A 19,889-nucleotide genomic window follows, 5' to 3' on the forward strand; every position below is an offset into this window, starting at 1 on the left:
TCTGTTAATGGTACTAATTTAGATACTCTTAAAATTAAATAGAACCTACAAGCTCAAAGCCATTTTATAAGACTTTGTTACAATTACAAATTGACTTTTACTACCCGAATAACATTTATAATTTACGTCAATACTCTTCTCTTTTAAAACTTGTAATAAACTTTCTGCTGTTTCTTTTTCTCCTGCTCTATTATAATCATCTATAATAATAATGAACTCTTTATTCTGATTAAACATTTTTGCAAGTTCAACAATATCATATCTTGAATAACTAGAACTACCAAAAGGACCATCTATGATATATAATGAAAAATTATTTTGCAACTTTTCTATACCTTGATATCCTAAATATATTTGATTTAATACGTCTTTATCTATAGCTTTAAAATGTTTTATTTCAGAACTACCTGACAATTCAAATTCTTTATTAAATTTTTTAATCCATTCTTGATCATGCTCAATAATTGTATGAGAAGATTGTAAAATATTATTGCTAACTAGTGTGGATATAAATTTAGAGCTTTCTCCCAAACCTAACTCTAATATGCTTTCTGGTTTAAGGTCAAATAAAATCCGTTTTAAAATATAAAAAAAAGAATAATTTCCAGCCCAACGTCCTATATTAATGGATAAGTTATTTAAACATGCGACACCTCTAATAGTATCATGATAAACATTTGCCCAGATTAATTCGTTGGTTAATGCTTCTGTACGTTTGTGCCTAGATTTATTATCTTTTACAGTATTAATAATTTTTTTTAATATCATTCTTTTTTTTTAAAATTAAGACTTCCAATGTATATTAACAAAAGTAAACTTAAACACTTTCGATTATAGTTTTAAAATAAGCTGTACTCAAATAGTGCTCTAAATCTGGACGATTTAAATTCGCTTCTTTATTTTGTAACCAATTTAAATAAAGCAATTCTATTTTTGATGCTATTTCTTCGACATCATTAACTTGGCAAGCATAAGGATAACTAGCTCCTAATAAGTGTCTAACCTCGCTTTTCTTCGGACTTAATGCTAAAATTGGTTTATTAGCATAGACACAATGGGGGAATTTTCCTGGTAAAAATGGGCTGATTTCTGCTTTAGATTCTATTATTATATTAACAGATGCTTTATTTTGTAAAGTATTAACAACTCTAAAAGGAATATTTTTTAAGTGTAATTGCAATTGCGGAAGCGTTTTTGCCTCAAACTCTAGACCTTTACGGTGATAACTTGCATACCCGATTAATACTAATTTCGAGTTTTCTTTTGCGCTAGGATTATTCTCTAAAAACGTTCTGAAAGCATTAACTAAATCAAAAGGTGGACGCTGTTTCATTAAATAACCAGCATGAAGTAAAGTAAATTTACCATCATGGGAAAGCCCATTATATTCTTCTAAATTTTTTAAAACATCGATTTTTAATTGTTGGTGAGGAATTATTAAACCTGATGATTTAAAATCAGGAAAAAACTGACTCATCCATTCTTTCAATAACTGACTTGGAAATGCAGAGTATTTTGCGCTTTCGGAAACTTTTCTGAAAAAATTTTCTTTTTGTTTATATCCTGCTTCCTCCCAACTGTAAGGGTCTGGATATAAATGAAACGGGTAAGGATCATGCACATAAGCCAACCATTTATTGTGTAATTGTGGTGTTCTTAAAAGTGCATGATGCGGTCTAAAACTAGCCCCTTGACTTAAAGTAATAATTAAATCAAAAGTTAAAGGATTTGTTTTAAGTACTGCTTTAGAGATACTCTTAGAATCATTTAAAAAAATAAATGAATGACCAAAAATGCGTTCTAGTGGTTTGGATATATTTATTTTAGTTATACGCTGAAAGACCCGTTGTGATCTACTTAAAATATAATTTACATTTGCTTTTCTCTCTCTTATGTCAAAACAATCTGTTTTATCTACAGTTACTTTTTTTCGTGTATAATGCAACACAGTAACACTATAATTGCAACTTACAAGAGAATTAATAAATCCTAAATTAGCTTTTGCGCCACTGGAAGCGTTAACGTCTAATGTTTCTGCTACAACTAATATTTTTTTTAATTTACTATCCATTTTTTATTTAAAAAATCACATATAAACAAGTAACCTACTTTAACAAAACATCTCCTTTTCCTAATATTTTATAACTTAAACTCGCTAATAAAAACTTAGTAATCCATTTATAATATTGAACATCTAATAGTGGTTTTTTTAAAACAAAAAACATAATATTTAAAGTCTTACATCGTAAATATCTGTAATTTTTAAATAATTGTACGTACATAAACAATAGTGTTTTATTTGAAACACCATAATCTACTAAAAAATTTATTCTCTCTATTAAATTATTATGAATACTCAAAGCAACAGCTTGAGAAAATGTGTTTGTAATCGTGTTATTGTGATGTCTGTAATAGGTTAAATATGGGTCAACAAATTTGATATTTATTTTTGGATTTTGAAGCATTCTAATATGAAAATCTCTATCCTGGCCTTTCAACAATTGTAGAGAAAACAGGTTGTTATTTTTTAAAACACTTTTTTTCCACATTGGATCACAAACATACCAACTTCTCTTTAAGGTTATAAAATCTTCTAATAAATTTGGGCTATTAAAAGTTCTAATTTCTTTACCAATTGTTTTTTTAATTGTCCCTGTAAATGACTGTGTTTTAGAGATTACACAATTAATATTATTATCAAATACATCTAACTTAATTTTTATAAAATCAGGATGCATAATATCGTCACTGTCAAACCAATTTACATACGCTCCTTTAGAGACTTCAAACCCATAGTTTCTGCAACTATTACCACCCTTAGGTAAGGTATCTGGCCTACTATACACTTTAATTCTTGCATCTCTTATTATAAATGCTTCTAAAATGGATACTGTCGCGTCTGTGCTGCCATCATCCACTATAATACACTCCCAATTTTGATAAGTTTGAGAAATGACAGAGTCTAGAGTTATTGATATTAAATCTTCTCTATTATAAACAGGAATTAGTATTGAAACTAGTGCAGAAGGACTCATATGCTCTTTTAGGAGGGGTTAAAAAATATTTTAGCTGTTTGAATTTCTTTACAGATAAATAAAACAATTTATCGTGCTAGCATCAATACCTATTATAATTACTGATATTTTATTTAGCACAACCATTACTTTTACAAAACGTTAATCATTCGCGCTTTTATTTCACTATCTATAAACAATTGTTTATCCTGTTTTTCTAATAACCCTTTTTTATTTATCATAGTATCAAACCATTCTGAATATACTTTTGCCCCTTTATGATTAAGGTGGTTTAAATCACCAAATTCACTATTTTTCAATGGAAAATTCTTAAAGTCTAAAAATTCGACATTTGATAATCTTGTGTCAATAATATTTAGAAAATCAGATTCGTTATGCAAACCAGGATATTTAGGATGTAAAGGACTACGTATTAAATATAACTGTACTTTACTCTTTTTACAAAACTCAATAATCTTTAAAAGATACGTTAAATTGGTAGAAGCTAACTTATCTGTCTGTTGAAATTTTAATAGGTTTTCTGAAGAAAGAACGGTAAGTAATGAGTCTGTTTTATCTCTTTCAAGATAATAGTATCCTCCCCAATTAATAGTTTTCGGGAAATTCTTTTTAGACCTAAATATAAAATTTGCATTATTCATAAATGACGTTGATTGAGCGCTTACAACTTCCTTCATATTCTTTTTAGCAATCATTAATAAATCAGAGGTCTCGATAACAGGAGCATATTTTGGATAATTCCTGGAGATTATATTATCACCCCAAGTATATAGTTTGTCCCAATCATCATCTATCTCATAATTTGTAAATTCTAAAAAAACGGTACGCACTTGGTTATTTACTTCTACTATTTTTTTTAGTTTGGAGTATGTATAAAAATAAGATTCTGCTGATTGTGCAAAGTTTTCAAAGTTCTGAATTATGGAATCATTATACGCGCATTCAGGATGCGAATGTCCAAAAACTAACTGATTACTGTTTTGTTTTATTTTAAAATTATCACCGCTTTCAATAATTTTCTTAGGCATCAAAAGTATTAACACAATGAATAACGAAGAAGCAAATAGAAAAATACACGTTTTGAATATAAATTTTTTCATGGTAGTTAAAATTGAAAATATATAAATTCTTGTTGTTTTCCACTAAAATGAAAATAGAAAATACAAAATAGAATTACACAATAAAAAGCCCATCTAAATGATCTAAACCATTTTAACCCTAAATTAGCTAATGCGTGTTGTTGCCCTCTCCCTAACCACTCTATAATAATAAAAACAAATAACAACACCACTATTGGCTTGACTAAGCTGTCTTGTTGAAATGATGGATATATAAAAAGTGACTTAGAAAATATTTCAGAAACATAACTTAGCGCATGCTCAATGTTTTCTGCCCTAAAGAATATCCAAGCAAACACAGTTAATCCAAAAGTAAATAACATTAATACTGTTTCTTTTATTGTTGGTAAATAACTTCCTTTTGCTACAACATCAAAATACTTACGGTTATTTTTTAAAATATAAACAGGTAAAAAATAAAACGCATTTAATGCACCCCAAATAATAAAAGTCCAATTAGCTCCATGCCAAAAACCACTTACAATAAAAATTATAAATATATTTCTAATACTAATCAAAGTCCCCCTTCTACTCCCTCCTAAAGGGATATACAAATAATCTCTAAACCAAGTTGATAATGAAATATGCCAACGCCTCCAAAACTCAGCAATGTTTCTGGAAAAATATGGGAATGCAAAATTTTGTTGCAGGTTGAATCCAAATAAACGTGATGTACCTATAGCTATGTCAGAATAGCCTGAAAAATCACCATAAATTTGAAATGTAAAGAAGACAGCACCAATGATTAATGTACTACCGTTATAATCTGTAGAGTTATTAAAAATCTCATTAGCATGTAAAGCACAATTATCAGCTATGACAATTTTTTTAAATAAGCCCCAAAGTATTTGTCTTAGACCATCAACTCCATTACTATAATCAAACGTCCTTTTTCTAAAAAACTGAGGTAGTAAATTAGTTGCCCGCTCAATAGGTCCAGCTACTAGCTGCGGAAAGAAACTTACAAAGGCTAAAAATGCAACAAAATCTTTTGTTGGTTCAAGTTTCCTATTATAAACATCAATGGTATAACTTAATGTTTGAAATGTATAAAAACTGATACCAACAGGTAAAATAATATTGAGAGTATTTGGTTTTATTTCTGTTCCAAAAAACGAAAAGGCGGACACAAAATTCTCTATAAAAAAATTATAATATTTAAAAAAACATAGAAATCCAAGATTTGCTATAATGCTAATCCAAAGGAGCGTTTTTCTCTTGGTTAGATTTTCTTGTTTTGACAGACTTATACCAACTAAATAATCAATAACGCTACTTAAAAATATTAAGAATAAAAAACGCCAATCCCACCAGCCATAAAAGGTATAGCTTGCTAATACAATTAATGCGTTTTGTAACTTTAAATTTTTATTGGTAACAAACCAATATAAAATAAAAACAATTGGCAAGAATATAGCAAAGTCAATAGAGTTAAATAGCATACTTTTATTCTAAAATTTTTAATATTAGTGTTTGTTTTTTAATAATCTATAAAAGAATAAACGCATTGGTAAATGAAAATAAAACAGCTTCCACTTTATATTTTCTACAGTCGATAATTTTAGTGCTTCCATCATTCTATTAAACAAATTATATGCTTTATAATCTAGAGAAACTTGTGTAAAATATCTAATTATTCCAGTAGAAAGCAGTTGTTGCTCCTTTAGGTTTTCTAAAACCAAAACAATTGCATCTGTATTAGATTTTATCCTTACAGGATCTTTCTTAGTAAACTCTCCTGTATTTGATGCGTCATGTTTTCTGCCATAAAATAAAATTTTATTTATTGATATTCCTTTAAATCCTTTTGAAATTATTCTAGAATACAATTCCCACTCTTCAGCATACATTAAGTGCTCAACATAGTGATTACCTATAAAACACTCTCTCTTCCACATAACTGCACAAGAGTTAAAAAGCAATTCATGTTTTAGTATTTTATGCACATCACTTTTATCTATTTTAAACTGTGTATAATTTTTTGAAAGGTCATAATCGTAATTAAACGTTCCTCTAAATACCGTTCTAACATAGCGACAAAAATCAATTTCTGATTTTAAAAACTCAGACACACAAATTTCTAAATTTTGAGGATGTGCAATATCATCATCATCAAAAAATATAATATAATCGCCTTCAGCCAAATCTAAACCATAATTTCTTGAACCTGGTAAACCCTTAGTATATAAGTCTGTTCGTTTTAAATAAGCGAAGCGTTTGTCTTGTTTTAATATAGACCCCAAGACTTCTGCTGTATTATCTGCTCCGCCATCATCAATAATTAGGCATTCCCAATTTTCAAATGTTTGCGCTTGAATAGATTTAATAGATTCCACAATATATTGTGCTCTATTATAAGTTGCCATTACTATAGTTACTACTGGTTTCATTTTACTTTTAAAGGGTTCACTCTGTTATAATCTTAAATAAAGATATAGTTTATTTAATACTTCACTTAATTATAAAATTATCAATCAAACTATAATTACAAAATCGCATTTAAAGATTACAAAAATCTTTATACTTCTTTATGTATTGTTACATTCTTGTCTCTTTCTAAAATAGTCGTATCAATTAAATTTAAAACTTCCTCGTCTAATTCTAAATCAAATTTTCTAGCAAATAAAAAATTCTTAGGTTGTCTACATAATAAATTAAAATCTGTAGTTGTGAAGGTGACAGGTAAATCTGCACCTTTTCTTTCCCAGTCAATAAAATGCACAGAAGGTTTAACGTTTATAGTGCTATCAACAAGCATTAATTCTTTGAGAATAGTATGAAAAAATTGTTCGTCCGCACTAGATGTGTATTTATAATACTTATATAAAGCTCTCTTATTTAATTCTATATATTTTAAAATTTTTAATGTGGTTTGCAAATTAAATCCCCACCAATTAGATCCCTTGTAATGTTTTTTAAATAAAGAATTTCTTCGAAATCTAAAAAAAAGAGGCCAATTATTAAACTTAATCCGTCCATTTAAAGACAAAACTATAAATAATTTAAAATTTTTAATTCCAGAACACAAAATTGGTGATAAATAAATGAAGCCTTTAGATAAATCAGAGGGTTTTATAGCATATTGCAAAACCCTATTCTGATATAATTTATTACTCTTATCATATAAAACCTGATCAAAACTAATAAATTCGAATTTATTATTCTTTATTAAATAAGCATCAATATCTTCCAATGATTTAATAGGATAATCTTATCCACTTAAAAAAAACACTTTTGTTCCAATAATATTTTTTTCAAGAACAACTTTTTTTAATAGATTTATTGTTGCAATAACTTGCGAGAAATCGCCCCAAATACAATTCACCCTTTCTTCTATAAAATAAACATTTGAATTTTGGATTTGATTCAAAAATATAGCTATATCAACTTTTAGGTCTACATGAATGTAGAATTTAGATTTCTTATCATCTAATTTCTCAATTAGCCTTTTTAATTGTTTTGGGTTTTTATGTACAGTTAGTATATATCTTTTATTCATAATAAAAACATGTGATTTTCATAAAGCATCCATTTTCAAGATTGCTATATTTCTATACTACATATATAGTTGTTTCTCTTTTTGTTATATAGTTACACTTTTTATTCTTCCTTTTTTATCTCTAAACGATTTCAATACTTATGTTACTATCTTTAGTGATATATAAAACAGAATACACTATTCATTCTTTGTTCTCACAAAAATTTTGTCAGTTAATGATAAATCAGTAGGATAAATTTATTTCTTAGGGTTTTTATATTCTACTAACTGGCTTCTAGTTAAAAATAAATTGAGGCTTTTAGGAATATACCTTTCAATTTTAAATGCCATACGCCTAAACCTTGTACTATATTTACTTGGGAGTAACCTGTGAAATCTCTCTATAGTGCCAATAGGAGTAATATTAACAGCATTAAAATATGTATTGCCTATTTTTTTATAGCTTTTTGAAGAATTATCCCTGTCTGGATGTGGATCATTTTTTTTCCATTGGGCAAATTTATCTTTTTGAAACTTTGAGGGCCTTCCCGGAACTGGTGTATGCCACCTCAACTCGTCTAAAACTTTACTATTAACAGCAGGCTCAAAATATCTTACCATACCATTAGGCTTTAAAACTTTTACTATTTTTTCTGTGAACTCTATTTCTTGCTCATGCGTTAAGTGATGTACAAAAGCCTTTCCTACTACAATATCATAATAATCAAGTGCTAATTCGGATTTAAGAAAATCTCCATATATAAATTTAAGAGGGACTTCAAAATCAAAATTAGCATTTAATTTATTAATAATATCACCTGAATATTGAGAAATATCATTGGCATGTACCTCTGCACCCAAGGCTGCCATAACCGCAGCATTTGTACAATCTCCACATCCCAATTCTAACACTTTTTTACCTTTTAATTGTGCTTGGAAATTATTGTGATATAAACCCACCCAGCTTGTATGGATTTGTGTCGCTGAAGTTATAAATTTATCAACGTTAGTTATTTTGTTTAAAATAGATTCAACATTAACATTATTGTATTGTTTATCATAATGCTTTTCATTTTTAATTGTATTCTTTTCTGATGCGTCCATTTTTACTTATTAACTTTTATAATTAGTCACCATTTTTTTATTACCTCTTAGTATTTTAACCAAATTTTGACTTTATCCATCTTAATGGCTTTAATATAAAAGCTCCAATTGTATACTCTAGACGCTTTGTGATTTTTATTTTTTCGCGATCTTCCTTTTCTAATTTCAATAACAAATTATCAATTATAAATTCACAATTAACATTAACAATATCTTTATGCTTATTGTAAATATATCGGATAAGCTGATATTTAACTTTATTTGCTCTCGATGTAGTTGAACCTTCTCTTCTTCTGTAATTAAATAAAACTTCAGGTATAACTTCTGCCGAACCTGATTTTCTTAACAGGTTAATATAAAATTCCCAATCTTCAAATCCATTAGTCATAGATTCATCATACCCACCACATTTTAACCAATCGGACTTTTTAAACATAGCTGATCCAAAAGAATTATTTGATGATAAAAACTTTTTCACATTTCCTCCTTGTGGCTTATAAACATAATTATTTCCTGCCATTTCAAAAATTATATTAGCAAAACAGGTTACAATTTTTGCATCTTTCTCGGTCTTGATTAAATTAATAGCCTTTTCACAAAATGTATTTTCGAAATAATCATCACTATCTAAAGTTAAAATAAGATCCCCTTTAGCTTGACTAATGCCATTGTTACGAGCATTACTTTGTCCTGCATTTTCTTGAGTAATTAGTATGTCTATTTTTGACCTTAAGCTTTTTAAGACCGCTTTAGTTTCTTTATTTGAACCATCATCTACTACTATGATTTCTTTATATAAATAGGTTTGATTATTTACAGAGTCGATTGCTTGTTCAATAAATTTGGCATCATTATAACAAGGTATAATTATTGAAATTATGTTATTACTTTCCATTAAAGAGTTACTTTAAACATATTGATCCATTATTTTCATTATTTTCTTCATACACTAGCTTTTGAATGCTAAATTTACTTAATCTTAGTTTTAATTTACTTTTATTTACACTTTAGACAGCGCTAAGCTTGATAAGGCTTTCTGTAATTACTCTTTATTCTTTTTAGTAAAAAAAGGAATAAAATTTTTCAAGCCTTGACAATTATCCTTTATACATTTGAATAAGTTTGATTTAAGTAACTCTAAATAGACAATGTTAAATACTTTCCTTCATTATATCCTAGCATAACAATAAACATTGAATCATTATTACCCATAATTATTCAAAGCTATTAGTTAGTATGATTTCTAACTTTTTAACATAAGTTTCAATATCGTATTTTTTTATATACTGAGCATTTCTATTGCCTTCTGCTTTTCTTAGTCTTTCATTAATTGCCAATTCATACATTGCTTGATATATCTCTTCTTCTGTATTATTTACTAAAAACTTAGAATCTTCTAACAAACCAACACAACCTGGATGGTTTGAACTTATAACAGGAAGCGCGTATAACATATATTCCATAATCACATTTGGTGTACCTTCTATAAGTGATAGAAGCATACCAATATCTAAAATATTCAAGACATCTGTCACATCCTCATTACTTAATAAAGTCACCTTATCAGAAAGATTCATTTTGCTAATACTTTCATTAAGATTATTATATATCTCTAAACAAATCTCATCATTGTCTTTATTCCCAAGTAAGACTAAGTGTATATTTTTTATGTTTTTAGCTAATTTATCAAAAATTTTTAATGCTAAATCATGGTATTTAAAAGACTTAAAATGAGCAATCATGCCAAATACAACATCTCCTTTACTAATATTATATTTTTCTTTTATTATGTCTGAATCTCTATTTTCTTTTTTTAGCGTTAAATATTGAGGCAATAAATTAAACACTTTATTCTTTACTACATACTCATTTTTAAAAATATCAAAGCAATTATCTGCATTACCAATAATACAAGGCATGTTATTAACAGCAATACTTTCATAAATATCTTTTTTTAAAAAATCTAAGCCTAACTGATGCCAAAAAGTGTATTTAACGGTTGGTAATAATTTATATAAATAATATGAGATTTTTGATGGCGTGTTTAAGAATGGAACTACAATGTCGTAGTTATTTTTTTTAAGCCCTTTTTTTAAAAGTAAAAAATATTGTACAGACCATTTTAAACGTTTCAAATTCCTAACTGACAACTCTTTTCGAAGAACTACATGAGGAAAACCAAAATAAAAACTATTTTTTATACCTGTTGTTTTAAAAAAATCATCAAACTCTTTTGTTCTATTGTTTGATGCTATAAACAAAATATCAACATTACAATTCTTATTATTCACTAAAAACTTACCAAGTCCTAATGCTTGCCTTTCAGCACCTCCTAATGTACCGACTTGAAGTACTAACAACACATTTTTATTATCAAATTTCATGTAAAGCTTTTATTATTTCTTTAAATTACTTTTAATTAAGTTATTTTAATCTAAAACATAATTTAATCCAAACTTTATAGTTTTTATAAGTCATCAATGCATAGTTTGTTTTTAAAAAACTTAAACAACTATAAAAATTAACGTCTTTATTTATGGATCGTAATAATCGCAGTTGTAATTGTATTATTGTAAATAACCACGCTTTTTTATTCTTTTTTGAAAGATTTAGTTTTTCACTACAAACATTAACCACCCTTTTTAAATCAAAAATCTCTTTACTACTTTTTATTGAATAAGGCGCTATGTGCAGTTTTGTGAATAGTTTTGCACAGTAATTTACATCTAAATCAAAGCTTGAGAAAAACTTTGTATAACTAACTTCTATATTTTTAACAAAAAGCTGATTACGCTCACTATCAACCTGAATACTTTGGGTTAATGCCCCATTATGTACTCTATAATGATATAAGACTTTATCTAAATGATAAAATTTATATTTTTTTAGAGACTGTAACCAAAAATCATAATCTTCAACTAAAAATAAAGATTCATCATACTTTTCTGAGTTTTTATAAACTTGATGGTTATACAAAAAACAAGCTCCGATACAGTTTAATTGCAACAAATTATAAAAATCCAATAATTTAACAACAGTATTCTCATTTCCGCTTATCATGTTATAATTAGCATAGACAATATCTGTTTTCTCTTTCAGTATTACGTTTACCATTGTTTCAATTGCTGATAAATCATAATAGTTATCATCACTTGTCCAAGTGATATACGCACCCTTAGCCTGATCGTGTCCAATATTTAAGCTAGCAGGTAATTTTTTGTTTATGACGTTATTTATTACTCTTACTCTATTATCTATAGCTAAATACTGGTTTGCTATTTTTAAAGTAGTATCCGTTGAACAGTCATTAACTATAATAAGCTCAATATTGCTATAGGTTTGATTTAAACAACTCTCTATAGATTGACCAAAGTATTTTTCGCCATTATAAACCGGAAGGATTATAGATACGAGAGGAGCTTTTTCCATATTCTTTTTGGCAGTTTAATGACTCTTTTTACTTTGTGTTTAAAATCTTTATTATAATAATATTTAATATACCAGATTTTATAATCTATATTCTTCTTCTGATAACTTACACTTTTATAAAAACCTACTTCTCGTTCTGCTATAATTTTTTTATCAAAATTTTTAATAATTAAATCTCTAGTGTTATTATTAGAAAGATTACTATTTGCTAATTCAAGAATTGCCTGAGCAATTATCTTAGGGTCTTCATATTTATCTACCAAAATATTCATAACCTTATCATTTAGCAAATACGTGTTCATTGGCGCTATGTTTGACGTTACAATTTTTGTTTTACAGCTAGCTGCTTCTGCAAAAACTAACCCAAAACCTTCCCATCTACTTGGTACACACAATACTTTGGCAATATTATACCATTTTACAAGCGCTTCATTTTCAACTTTTTCTATAACATGTAATCTATCTTCAACCTTATGTTCTTTTGCTATTGTTATATAAGGCTGTACATCTCCTTTTCCTATTAAAACCAATACGTAATCATCCTCTAAAAACACCAATGACTTAACAACGGTTTCTATATTTTTTTCGAAAGATTTTCTTCCAATATGAAGTATTACTTTCTTATTCTTAAATTGTTCTGCTAACGGGTTGCTTGATTCTTCTAGTTTATTAAATTTAGCAGTATCAACTCTATTACCTAAAACTTTAGCATTCTTAATACTTAATTCTTTATCTAAAACCTTATTAATAACATTACTCATAGTAAAAACCTCATCAGAAAATTTTAAACTTTCATGAAGTAATTTTACATTAGTATCGTGTACACTAGACACAACCGGTATATTAGCAACACGATTATAGTTAGCGTAAGTTGTTGCCCAATATCCTCCATAAGCTCTTACACATAAAGGATTAATGCTTTTTAAATGCCTTTTATATTCCTTTGGGTTTTTACAAGGGATTATCTTTAAACCATAAACGTCTCTTGCTTCTTTTTCTAAAGGTGATAGCACATATACTTCATCAAAAAAAGAATTAGGGTTGTAATACTCCTCTAACCAAGAAGAAGTCCCTTTTTCTTCATAAGCCTGTATTGGATCTGATGGTATTACAACTAACTTATGCTTCATTTAAAGTCCATTTAGAATTAAAAACAACATCACCTTGCTTTTTATTTAATGATAAACCATTATTAAAATAATTATTATCTATAACATCAAAAAATAGAGCATCATATATTACCTCCATATTTTGTCTAGGTAGGTTTGTTCCAATAGCGATTAATGCCTTGTAACTTCCTTTAGTAATATTTAATGAATCAATTACACAGGTTAAACTATCATTAGGATTAAAAGGTTTATTAAAACTATTATCCAAATGTGTTCCAATTGAAAAAACTCGTCTTTGATCTTCATTCTCTACACCTATAAAGCAATAGTTGATTTTTTCTTTATAGTTTCCTTTAAATGTAATTTTGATTTTAAATTCTTTTCCTATTTCAATGGGATTATTAAGTAGTTCTACTTTTTGTATAAATTTGGATTTAAGCACATTATCATCTGTGGTTCTCATCGACTCTTTTAAGTATTCTTGTATCACTTCATCCGTTTCTCCTATCATAGAAACAGTTCCGTTTTTTAACATTATAGTGTTAGAACAAAGATTACGAATAGCAGTCATATCATGACTTACAAAAATGACTGTTCTACCATCTGAGGTGCTAATATCCTTCATTTTACCAATTGCTTTCCTTTGAAACTCGGCATCTCCAACAGCTAAAACCTCATCAATAACCAATATTTCAGGCTCCAAAAATGCTGCTACTGCAAAGGCTAATCGTACGGTCATACCAGAACTGTAGCGTTTTACAGGGGTATCTATATAACGTTGACAACCGGAAAACTCGATAATTTCGTCGATTTTAGACGTAATCTCCTTTTTGGTCATTCCTAAAATAGCACCATTAAGATAGATATTTTCTCGTCCAGTCATTTCGCCATGAAACCCTGTACCAACTTCAAGTAACGACGCAATACGTCCTCTTGTTTTAATTTCTCCTGTGGTTGGTCCAGTAACTTTAGATAGTATTTTTAAAAGCGTAGATTTTCCTGCTCCATTTTTACCTATAATACCTAAAACTTCGCCACGTTTAACTTCAAAATTAATATCCTTAAGCGCCCATACATATTCACTAGAACCTTTAGTGCTACGATCATTACTTTCGCCTACTTTTAAATACGGATCTTCTTTACCTCTAATACGATTCCACCAACGGTTTAAATCATGACTTATAGTACCTGTTCCAACTAGCCCTAAACGGTATTGCTTAGAGATGTTTTGGGCCTTTAAAATTATATCTAGACTATCTACCATGTTCTACTCTTAAAAAAATCAACAATCTTTCTTGAAGCATCACCTTCTCCATATGGATTTATGCTTTTATTAGCTTTAGACTTAGACAAAAGCTCATTTGTTTTCTCAACTATTAAAACCTCATTGGTCCCTACTAAAAAAGAACAACCTGCTGTAACACCTTCTTGACGTTCTGTAACGGTTCTTGTCACTAAAACTGGTACTCCAAAAGTTGGCGCTTCTTCTTGCACGCCTCCAGAATCTGAAATAATAAGGTGAGATTTCTTCATAATCCAAATAAACGTTGGATAATCTAAAGGCGCTATTAAATGCACATTTGGTAAATTAGAAAGTCGTTTATAAACCACTTCTTGAACGTTAGGATTGAGATGCACAGGAAAAACAAGTTCCACATCATTTTCTTTTGCTATTCTAACTAAAGCATTACAAATAGACTCAAAACCTTCACCAAAATTTTCTCTTCTATGTCCTGTAACAAGGATTATTTTTTTATTAAAATTTACTTTTTCTTTTAAATCTTGAATAACAGTATTATTAAAACCTTGATCTAAAATAGCACTTGTGGTTTTCAAGGCATCTATGACAGTATTTCCTGTAACTAAAATATTATTTGATGCTACTCCTTCCTTTTTAAGATTCAAGCTTGCAGTTTCTCCTGGAGTAAAATGAAAATCTGCCAACCTACCTGTTAGTTGTCTATTCATTTCTTCTGGAAATGGAGATTGCTTATTATAAGTTCTTAATCCTGCTTCTACATGTGCAACTTTAATTTTTCGATTAAATGCTGCTAAAGCAATAACACTAGAGGTTGTAGTGTCGCCATGTACTAAAACAAGATCTATTTTGTTTTCTGTAAATATTTTATCAATACCTTCTAGAATTCTTGAACTTAATTTATTTAGTGTTTGATTAGGCGTCATTAAATCTAAATCAAAATCTGGTTTGATTTTAAAAAAATCTAATACCTGATCTAAAAGACCTCTATGTTGCGCAGTTACACAAAGCTTAGTATTATAATCTGACTTCAAAAACTGAAAATATACTGGAGCCATTTTTATAGCTTCAGGTCTGGTTCCTATACAAATTAAAACATTTTTATTTTCGTTCATATTTTTAAAATGGTTAGTCTAAACCGTATCTATAAAAGTCTTTTCTGTTTTATTAAAAATAATCAGGCCTATCAAGAAAATTACCACACTGATTACACCTGCATATATAAAATTAGCCCAAGAAAATTGTCCAATTCCTAAAGTCATATACCTAAATAATTCTATAATTGTGGTCATTGGATTATACTCTACAAGCCAAGCATATTCAGGAACACGGGTTTTAAAATAAGACAATGGATACATTACTGCTGATCCATACATTAATAATTGCACCCCAAAGCTTACTAAAAACGTTAAATCGCGATATTTTGTAGTTAATGATGATAGCAACATTCCAAATCCCAATCCAAATAATCCCATAAAAAGAACTAAACAAGGTAATAATACCATTGCCAATTGTGGTCTGGCTAATACGACCTGATCCGTAAAAAAGACATAGTAGATGTAAAATAGTACAAATACCAGTAATTGAATTCCGAATTTTAATAGGTTTGAAAACACAACTGATAAAGGCGTAATAACTCTAGGGAAATATACTTTACCAAAAATGCCTTGATTAGCTTTAAACGTATTACTTGTACCAGTTAAACAAGTACTAAAATAGTTCCAAGAAGTAATACCTGCTAGATTAAACAAAAATGAAGGCACGCCATTACCTGTAGGAATTGCTGCTAAATTATTAAAAATTAGCGTAAATATTACAGAGGTAAATAAGGGTTGGATAAAAAACCATAAAGGGCCTAATATGGTTTGCTTGTAAACCGTAATAATATCACGCTTTACAAATAGAAATAACAAGTCGCGATAGCGCCAAATTTCTTTAAAATTAAGATCTATCAGCTTCCTTTTAGGAGAAATGGTATAAAGCCAATTATTATTTTTTTCAGTCGAGTTCAAATTAATATATTAAAAGTTTAAATTATAATTTTAAACACACTCACTTAATAATAAAGTAAATATCAATCTATTTTTTAATAACAGAAAGTAGCTTATTAAAAAAAGACTTTTTCTCGGCTACATCGTGATATCCGTTAGCATAATCCCCATAACCGTATCCGTAACCATAACCATATTTTCCTTTTAAATTATAAAAGTTATAAATGAAACTAATATTCTTAACGACACCGTTTTTATACTTTTCATTTATCAAGGTAAGCATCTCTTTTTGAGTATAATCTTGACGGACTACATAAAGTGACGCGTCGGCATATTCTAAAAGCTCCAAAGCATCAGCTACTAAACCAACAGGAGGTGTATCTAAAATTATATAATCATATTTTTCTTTTAACTCAGCTATGAGCGAATCCATTATTTCACTAATCAAAAGCTCCGAAGGGTTTGGAGGTATTGGACCTGAGGTAATAATATCCAAGTTTTCAACTTTTGTTTGTTGCACAATATCTTCTAGTGAATTTTGTCCTATCAAATAATTCACAACACCAATGTCATTCTTCAATTCAAAATCACCAAAAATCCTAGGCTTTCTTAAATCTAACCCTACCAATACAGTTCGTTTTCCGCTTAAAGCGAAAACAGACGCTATGTTAATAGCTGTAAAAGTCTTTCCTTCTCCACTTATAGAAGATGTAATTAAAACAGTTTTACTCCCTTCCAAATCATGCTTTTTATACATAAATTGCAAACTCGACCGTATAGCCCTAAAGGCCTCAGCCATTGCAGATTGTGACTTATTGAAAACAGCCAAATTATTAGCTGTATCATTTTGACCAATAACACCTAATAATGGTATACTGCTTAAATCCTCCAAATCCCCTGGAGCATGAAGTTTATTATCAAAAAAGGTAACAACAAATGCAACTAAAAACAGAGGAATTATCACTCCGAAAAAAGCAAAAACATATCTTATATTAAGATTAACAGCGTTTCTTCCTTGTCCAGTATCTTTTGCTGGTTCTATTAAAACAATATCAGAAACATTAGAAGCTTTTATTAAATCGGCCTCACCTCGTTTTGCCAAATACAAATCGTATGTACTCTGACTTAACAAATATTCCCGTTCTATAGCTCTTAGTCTTTGTTGACTTTCTGGAATGGTAGAAAATTCATTTTCTGAATTATAAATCTTAGAATTGACAGACTTTAATTGAGATTGAATATTAAATTTTTCTGAAGCAATATTCTCAAGAACAACCTGCTTTAATGCTCCTATTTGCCTATTTAAATCATCAAAAACAGACACATTGTCCCTTACTGAATAAGCTAGTTTAGATTTTTCGGCAGATAACAAAATAATTTTAGAAACATTCGCTCCTATATTAGCTTCTGAAACTCCTGTGGTCGACGGGACTTGCAAAGCACTATAGTCATTATTAGTAACTAAATAATTTTTCAATAAATCCAAAGCCAATAGCTGCTCCGTCAACACGTCTTTTTGGCTCTTATATTCTTCAATTTTAGATGTCAGTAAGGCACTTTCACTTTCTAAATCAAATATTTTATTAACCTTCATGAAATCATTAAGTGAATCGGCTTTTTTTGTCAGCTCCCCTTTCACTCTAGATAATTGCTTATCAATAAATTCAATGGTATTTATTGCATATTGATTTTTACGCTGTAATTGGTCTCGATCCAAAATAAAAACAGACGTATTAATATAATCAACTATTTTAGGTTTGTTCTTATTAGTTAACCTTATAGTTAAAAGAGGTGAATTCATTTCATTTCTAACAGCATAAGATTGCATAAAACTAGAAACCGTGCTATCAAAATTATTAAACTGAATAAAATATTCCGATTGAGGCACTAACGCCATTTCATTCCTTTTTAATAAGCGACCTTTCAAAAAAGGCAAATCTATATAATCTCCAAAATTATATTCTTCGGAAAAGACACCCTCCTTAAAGTTTATATATTGAACTTTTTTATTTCGATAATTTTGAGCTGCCACAACATTCAATTCACCAAAATCATATGAGACTTGAAACCTATTTTCTGATAGTAGCGTAATTTTTAAGGGGTGACCAATAATCTGATAACTATCACCTTTACCTTCAAACATAAAAGGCGTTTCTTTATAAATATCCGTTTTATAAAAACGTCCTTGTTGTAAATATGTTAGATAAAGCTTTAGACTATCTACAACTTTCTCATGGTGTTTTCTAGATGTTAAATTTAATAACACCTCTTGCACCTTCCCAGATATACCTCCGTAGTTAAACACTAAACTTGTGTTGGCAGTAAATAAAGGGTTTTTATCGTCTTGCACGGTTACAGAAGCACCAAGAGTATAAGGAAACTCCCGTCTAATATTTTGATGGTAAACGACATAAAAAGCAATACAAAGACCAAGTAGCAACCATTTCCAATAGCTTATAGCCCTAAAAACAAACTCTTTAAAATTGAAGTTCTGTCCGTTTTGAAAATCAAATCCATCATCCATAGCTTACAAATTCTTTACTAAAAAATAAGTACTAATAACAACTGAAAACAAACTAGCAATTGTAGTAAGTGTTTGCGTAGCCGTTTCACCAGCCCCTAAAGATTTACGCTTTAATGGTTTTACCATAATAATATCATTAGGTTGTATATAATAAAACTCAGATTTCATTGCTGCTATATCAGTCAAATCTATATGATGTATTTTTTGACCATCAGGATATTGCCTCACAATTAAAACATCTGTTCTATCTCCTGTTTGCTGAATGTCTCCTGCATTTGCAATAGCTTCAATAATATTAACGCGATCTTGGTAAATTACTTGCACACCTTTACTAACAACCTCTCCAACCGTTGTGTATTTCAAACCAGCAAGTTTTACAGTAACAAATATTTGAGCCGTTTCTTTAAAATACTGCTGTAATAACTCATGTTTTACCTTATCTTCTATTTCCTCTACTGTAAAACCGAGCACATTAATTTCTCCTAAAATGGGGAATTCTATATTACCATGTAAATCCACCGTAAACCCAGTAAAATAAAGCGCTTGTTGCGTATTACCAACATCATTAGTTGTGGGATTAAAAATTTCAACCAATTCCTTATCTAAAGCCTTTACGTCGATACTCAAAATATCATTAATCTGTACCCTGTAAGGCTTAGCCAATGCCTGTATTTGCAAAGAATCACTAATTACAGTTCCTTTATCTTGCAAATAGACAACGTCTTTATTTGTGATACAGGAAGTATTAACTAACGTAATTGCAACAAGAATAAAAAAGGCAAATTGTTTTAACATATAGGCTAATAGATTAACCACAAATATAACTTTTCACCGTGAAGAATA

Annotated in this window: 18 protein-coding genes; all 18 read right to left on the minus strand. The window is 29.0% G+C overall.

The genetic code is table 11. From position 1 onward, the window contains the following. Positions 1–45: 45 nt before the first annotated feature. The 18 genes from V6246_RS07370 to V6246_RS07455 all read right to left on the minus strand — a co-directional run bounded on the left by V6246_RS07370 (position 46) and on the right by V6246_RS07455 (position 19,841). The gene (locus V6246_RS07370) at positions 46–768 is read right to left on the minus strand and encodes a hypothetical protein (protein WP_341559817.1); all 723 of its coding nucleotides are present in this window, start codon (positions 766–768) and stop codon (positions 46–48) included. Between the two features lie 49 nt (positions 769–817). Then, a complete protein-coding gene (locus V6246_RS07375; RefSeq protein WP_341559818.1) occupies positions 818–2,071 on the minus strand; it encodes a UDP-glycosyltransferase in 1,254 nt (417 codons plus the stop codon). 34 nt (positions 2,072–2,105) lie between these two features. Next, positions 2,106–3,035, minus strand: a complete 930-nt coding sequence (locus V6246_RS07380) for a glycosyltransferase family 2 protein (RefSeq protein WP_341559819.1) — start codon at positions 3,033–3,035, stop codon at positions 2,106–2,108. A gap of 131 nt (positions 3,036–3,166) precedes the next feature. Then, positions 3,167–4,135: a hypothetical protein gene (locus V6246_RS07385; protein ID WP_341559820.1), complete on the minus strand. Its 969-nt coding sequence runs from the start codon at positions 4,133–4,135 to the stop codon at positions 3,167–3,169. 5 nt (positions 4,136–4,140) lie between these two features. Beyond that, positions 4,141–5,595, minus strand: a complete 1,455-nt coding sequence (locus V6246_RS07390) for an MBOAT family O-acyltransferase (RefSeq protein WP_341559821.1) — start codon at positions 5,593–5,595, stop codon at positions 4,141–4,143. A 24-nt stretch (positions 5,596–5,619) separates the two neighbouring features. Continuing rightward, positions 5,620–6,543, minus strand: coding sequence for a glycosyltransferase family 2 protein (locus tag V6246_RS07395; protein WP_341559822.1), 924 nt, complete (start codon positions 6,541–6,543; stop codon positions 5,620–5,622). Between the two features lie 128 nt (positions 6,544–6,671). After that, positions 6,672–7,355 carry a beta-1,6-N-acetylglucosaminyltransferase gene (locus V6246_RS07400; RefSeq protein ID WP_341559903.1) on the minus strand — a complete coding sequence of 228 codons (684 nt, stop codon included), beginning with the start codon at positions 7,353–7,355 and terminating at the stop codon, positions 6,672–6,674. Positions 7,356–7,364: 9 nt separating this feature from the next. Then, positions 7,365–7,652: a hypothetical protein gene (locus V6246_RS07405; RefSeq protein ID WP_341559823.1), complete on the minus strand. Its 288-nt coding sequence runs from the start codon at positions 7,650–7,652 to the stop codon at positions 7,365–7,367. A 237-nt stretch (positions 7,653–7,889) separates the two neighbouring features. Beyond that, on the minus strand, positions 7,890–8,735 hold the full coding sequence (locus tag V6246_RS07410; RefSeq protein ID WP_341559824.1) for a class I SAM-dependent methyltransferase: 846 nt from the start codon (positions 8,733–8,735) through the stop codon (positions 7,890–7,892). Between the two features lie 55 nt (positions 8,736–8,790). Beyond that, positions 8,791–9,630 carry a glycosyltransferase gene (locus V6246_RS07415; protein ID WP_341559825.1) on the minus strand — a complete coding sequence of 280 codons (840 nt, stop codon included), beginning with the start codon at positions 9,628–9,630 and terminating at the stop codon, positions 8,791–8,793. 319 nt (positions 9,631–9,949) lie between these two features. Beyond that, positions 9,950–11,119, minus strand: coding sequence for a glycosyltransferase family 4 protein (locus V6246_RS07420; RefSeq protein ID WP_136581953.1), 1,170 nt, complete (start codon positions 11,117–11,119; stop codon positions 9,950–9,952). A gap of 40 nt (positions 11,120–11,159) precedes the next feature. Further along, positions 11,160–12,164 (minus strand): glycosyltransferase family 2 protein, encoded by a 1,005-nt coding sequence (locus tag V6246_RS07425; RefSeq protein WP_341559826.1) that lies wholly within the window; start codon positions 12,162–12,164, stop codon positions 11,160–11,162. Further along, entirely contained in the window at positions 12,137–13,294 is a 1,158-nt protein-coding gene (locus tag V6246_RS07430; protein WP_341559827.1) for a glycosyltransferase family 4 protein, read from the minus strand. The genes V6246_RS07425 and V6246_RS07430 overlap by 28 nt, the downstream gene beginning before the upstream one ends. Continuing rightward, the gene (locus V6246_RS07435) at positions 13,284–14,537 is read right to left on the minus strand and encodes an ABC transporter ATP-binding protein (protein ID WP_341559828.1); all 1,254 of its coding nucleotides are present in this window, start codon (positions 14,535–14,537) and stop codon (positions 13,284–13,286) included. Before V6246_RS07435 ends, V6246_RS07430 begins: the two co-directional genes overlap by 11 nt. Next, a complete protein-coding gene (gene wecB / locus V6246_RS07440; protein WP_341559829.1) occupies positions 14,531–15,646 on the minus strand; it encodes a non-hydrolyzing UDP-N-acetylglucosamine 2-epimerase in 1,116 nt (371 codons plus the stop codon). Before wecB ends, V6246_RS07435 begins: the two co-directional genes overlap by 7 nt. An 18-nt stretch (positions 15,647–15,664) precedes the next feature. Further along, positions 15,665–16,543 (minus strand): ABC transporter permease, encoded by an 879-nt coding sequence (locus V6246_RS07445; protein WP_341559830.1) that lies wholly within the window; start codon positions 16,541–16,543, stop codon positions 15,665–15,667. Positions 16,544–16,610: 67 nt separating this feature from the next. Continuing rightward, positions 16,611–19,046 carry a polysaccharide biosynthesis tyrosine autokinase gene (locus V6246_RS07450; protein WP_341559831.1) on the minus strand — a complete coding sequence of 812 codons (2,436 nt, stop codon included), beginning with the start codon at positions 19,044–19,046 and terminating at the stop codon, positions 16,611–16,613. A 3-nt stretch (positions 19,047–19,049) separates the two neighbouring features. Next, the gene (locus V6246_RS07455; protein ID WP_341559832.1) at positions 19,050–19,841 is read right to left on the minus strand and encodes a polysaccharide biosynthesis/export family protein; all 792 of its coding nucleotides are present in this window, start codon (positions 19,839–19,841) and stop codon (positions 19,050–19,052) included. Positions 19,842–19,889 lie beyond the last annotated feature (48 nt).

Source organism: Algibacter sp. TI.3.09, from assembly GCF_038154905.1.
Taxonomy (GTDB): Bacteria; Bacteroidota; Bacteroidia; order Flavobacteriales; family Flavobacteriaceae; genus Algibacter.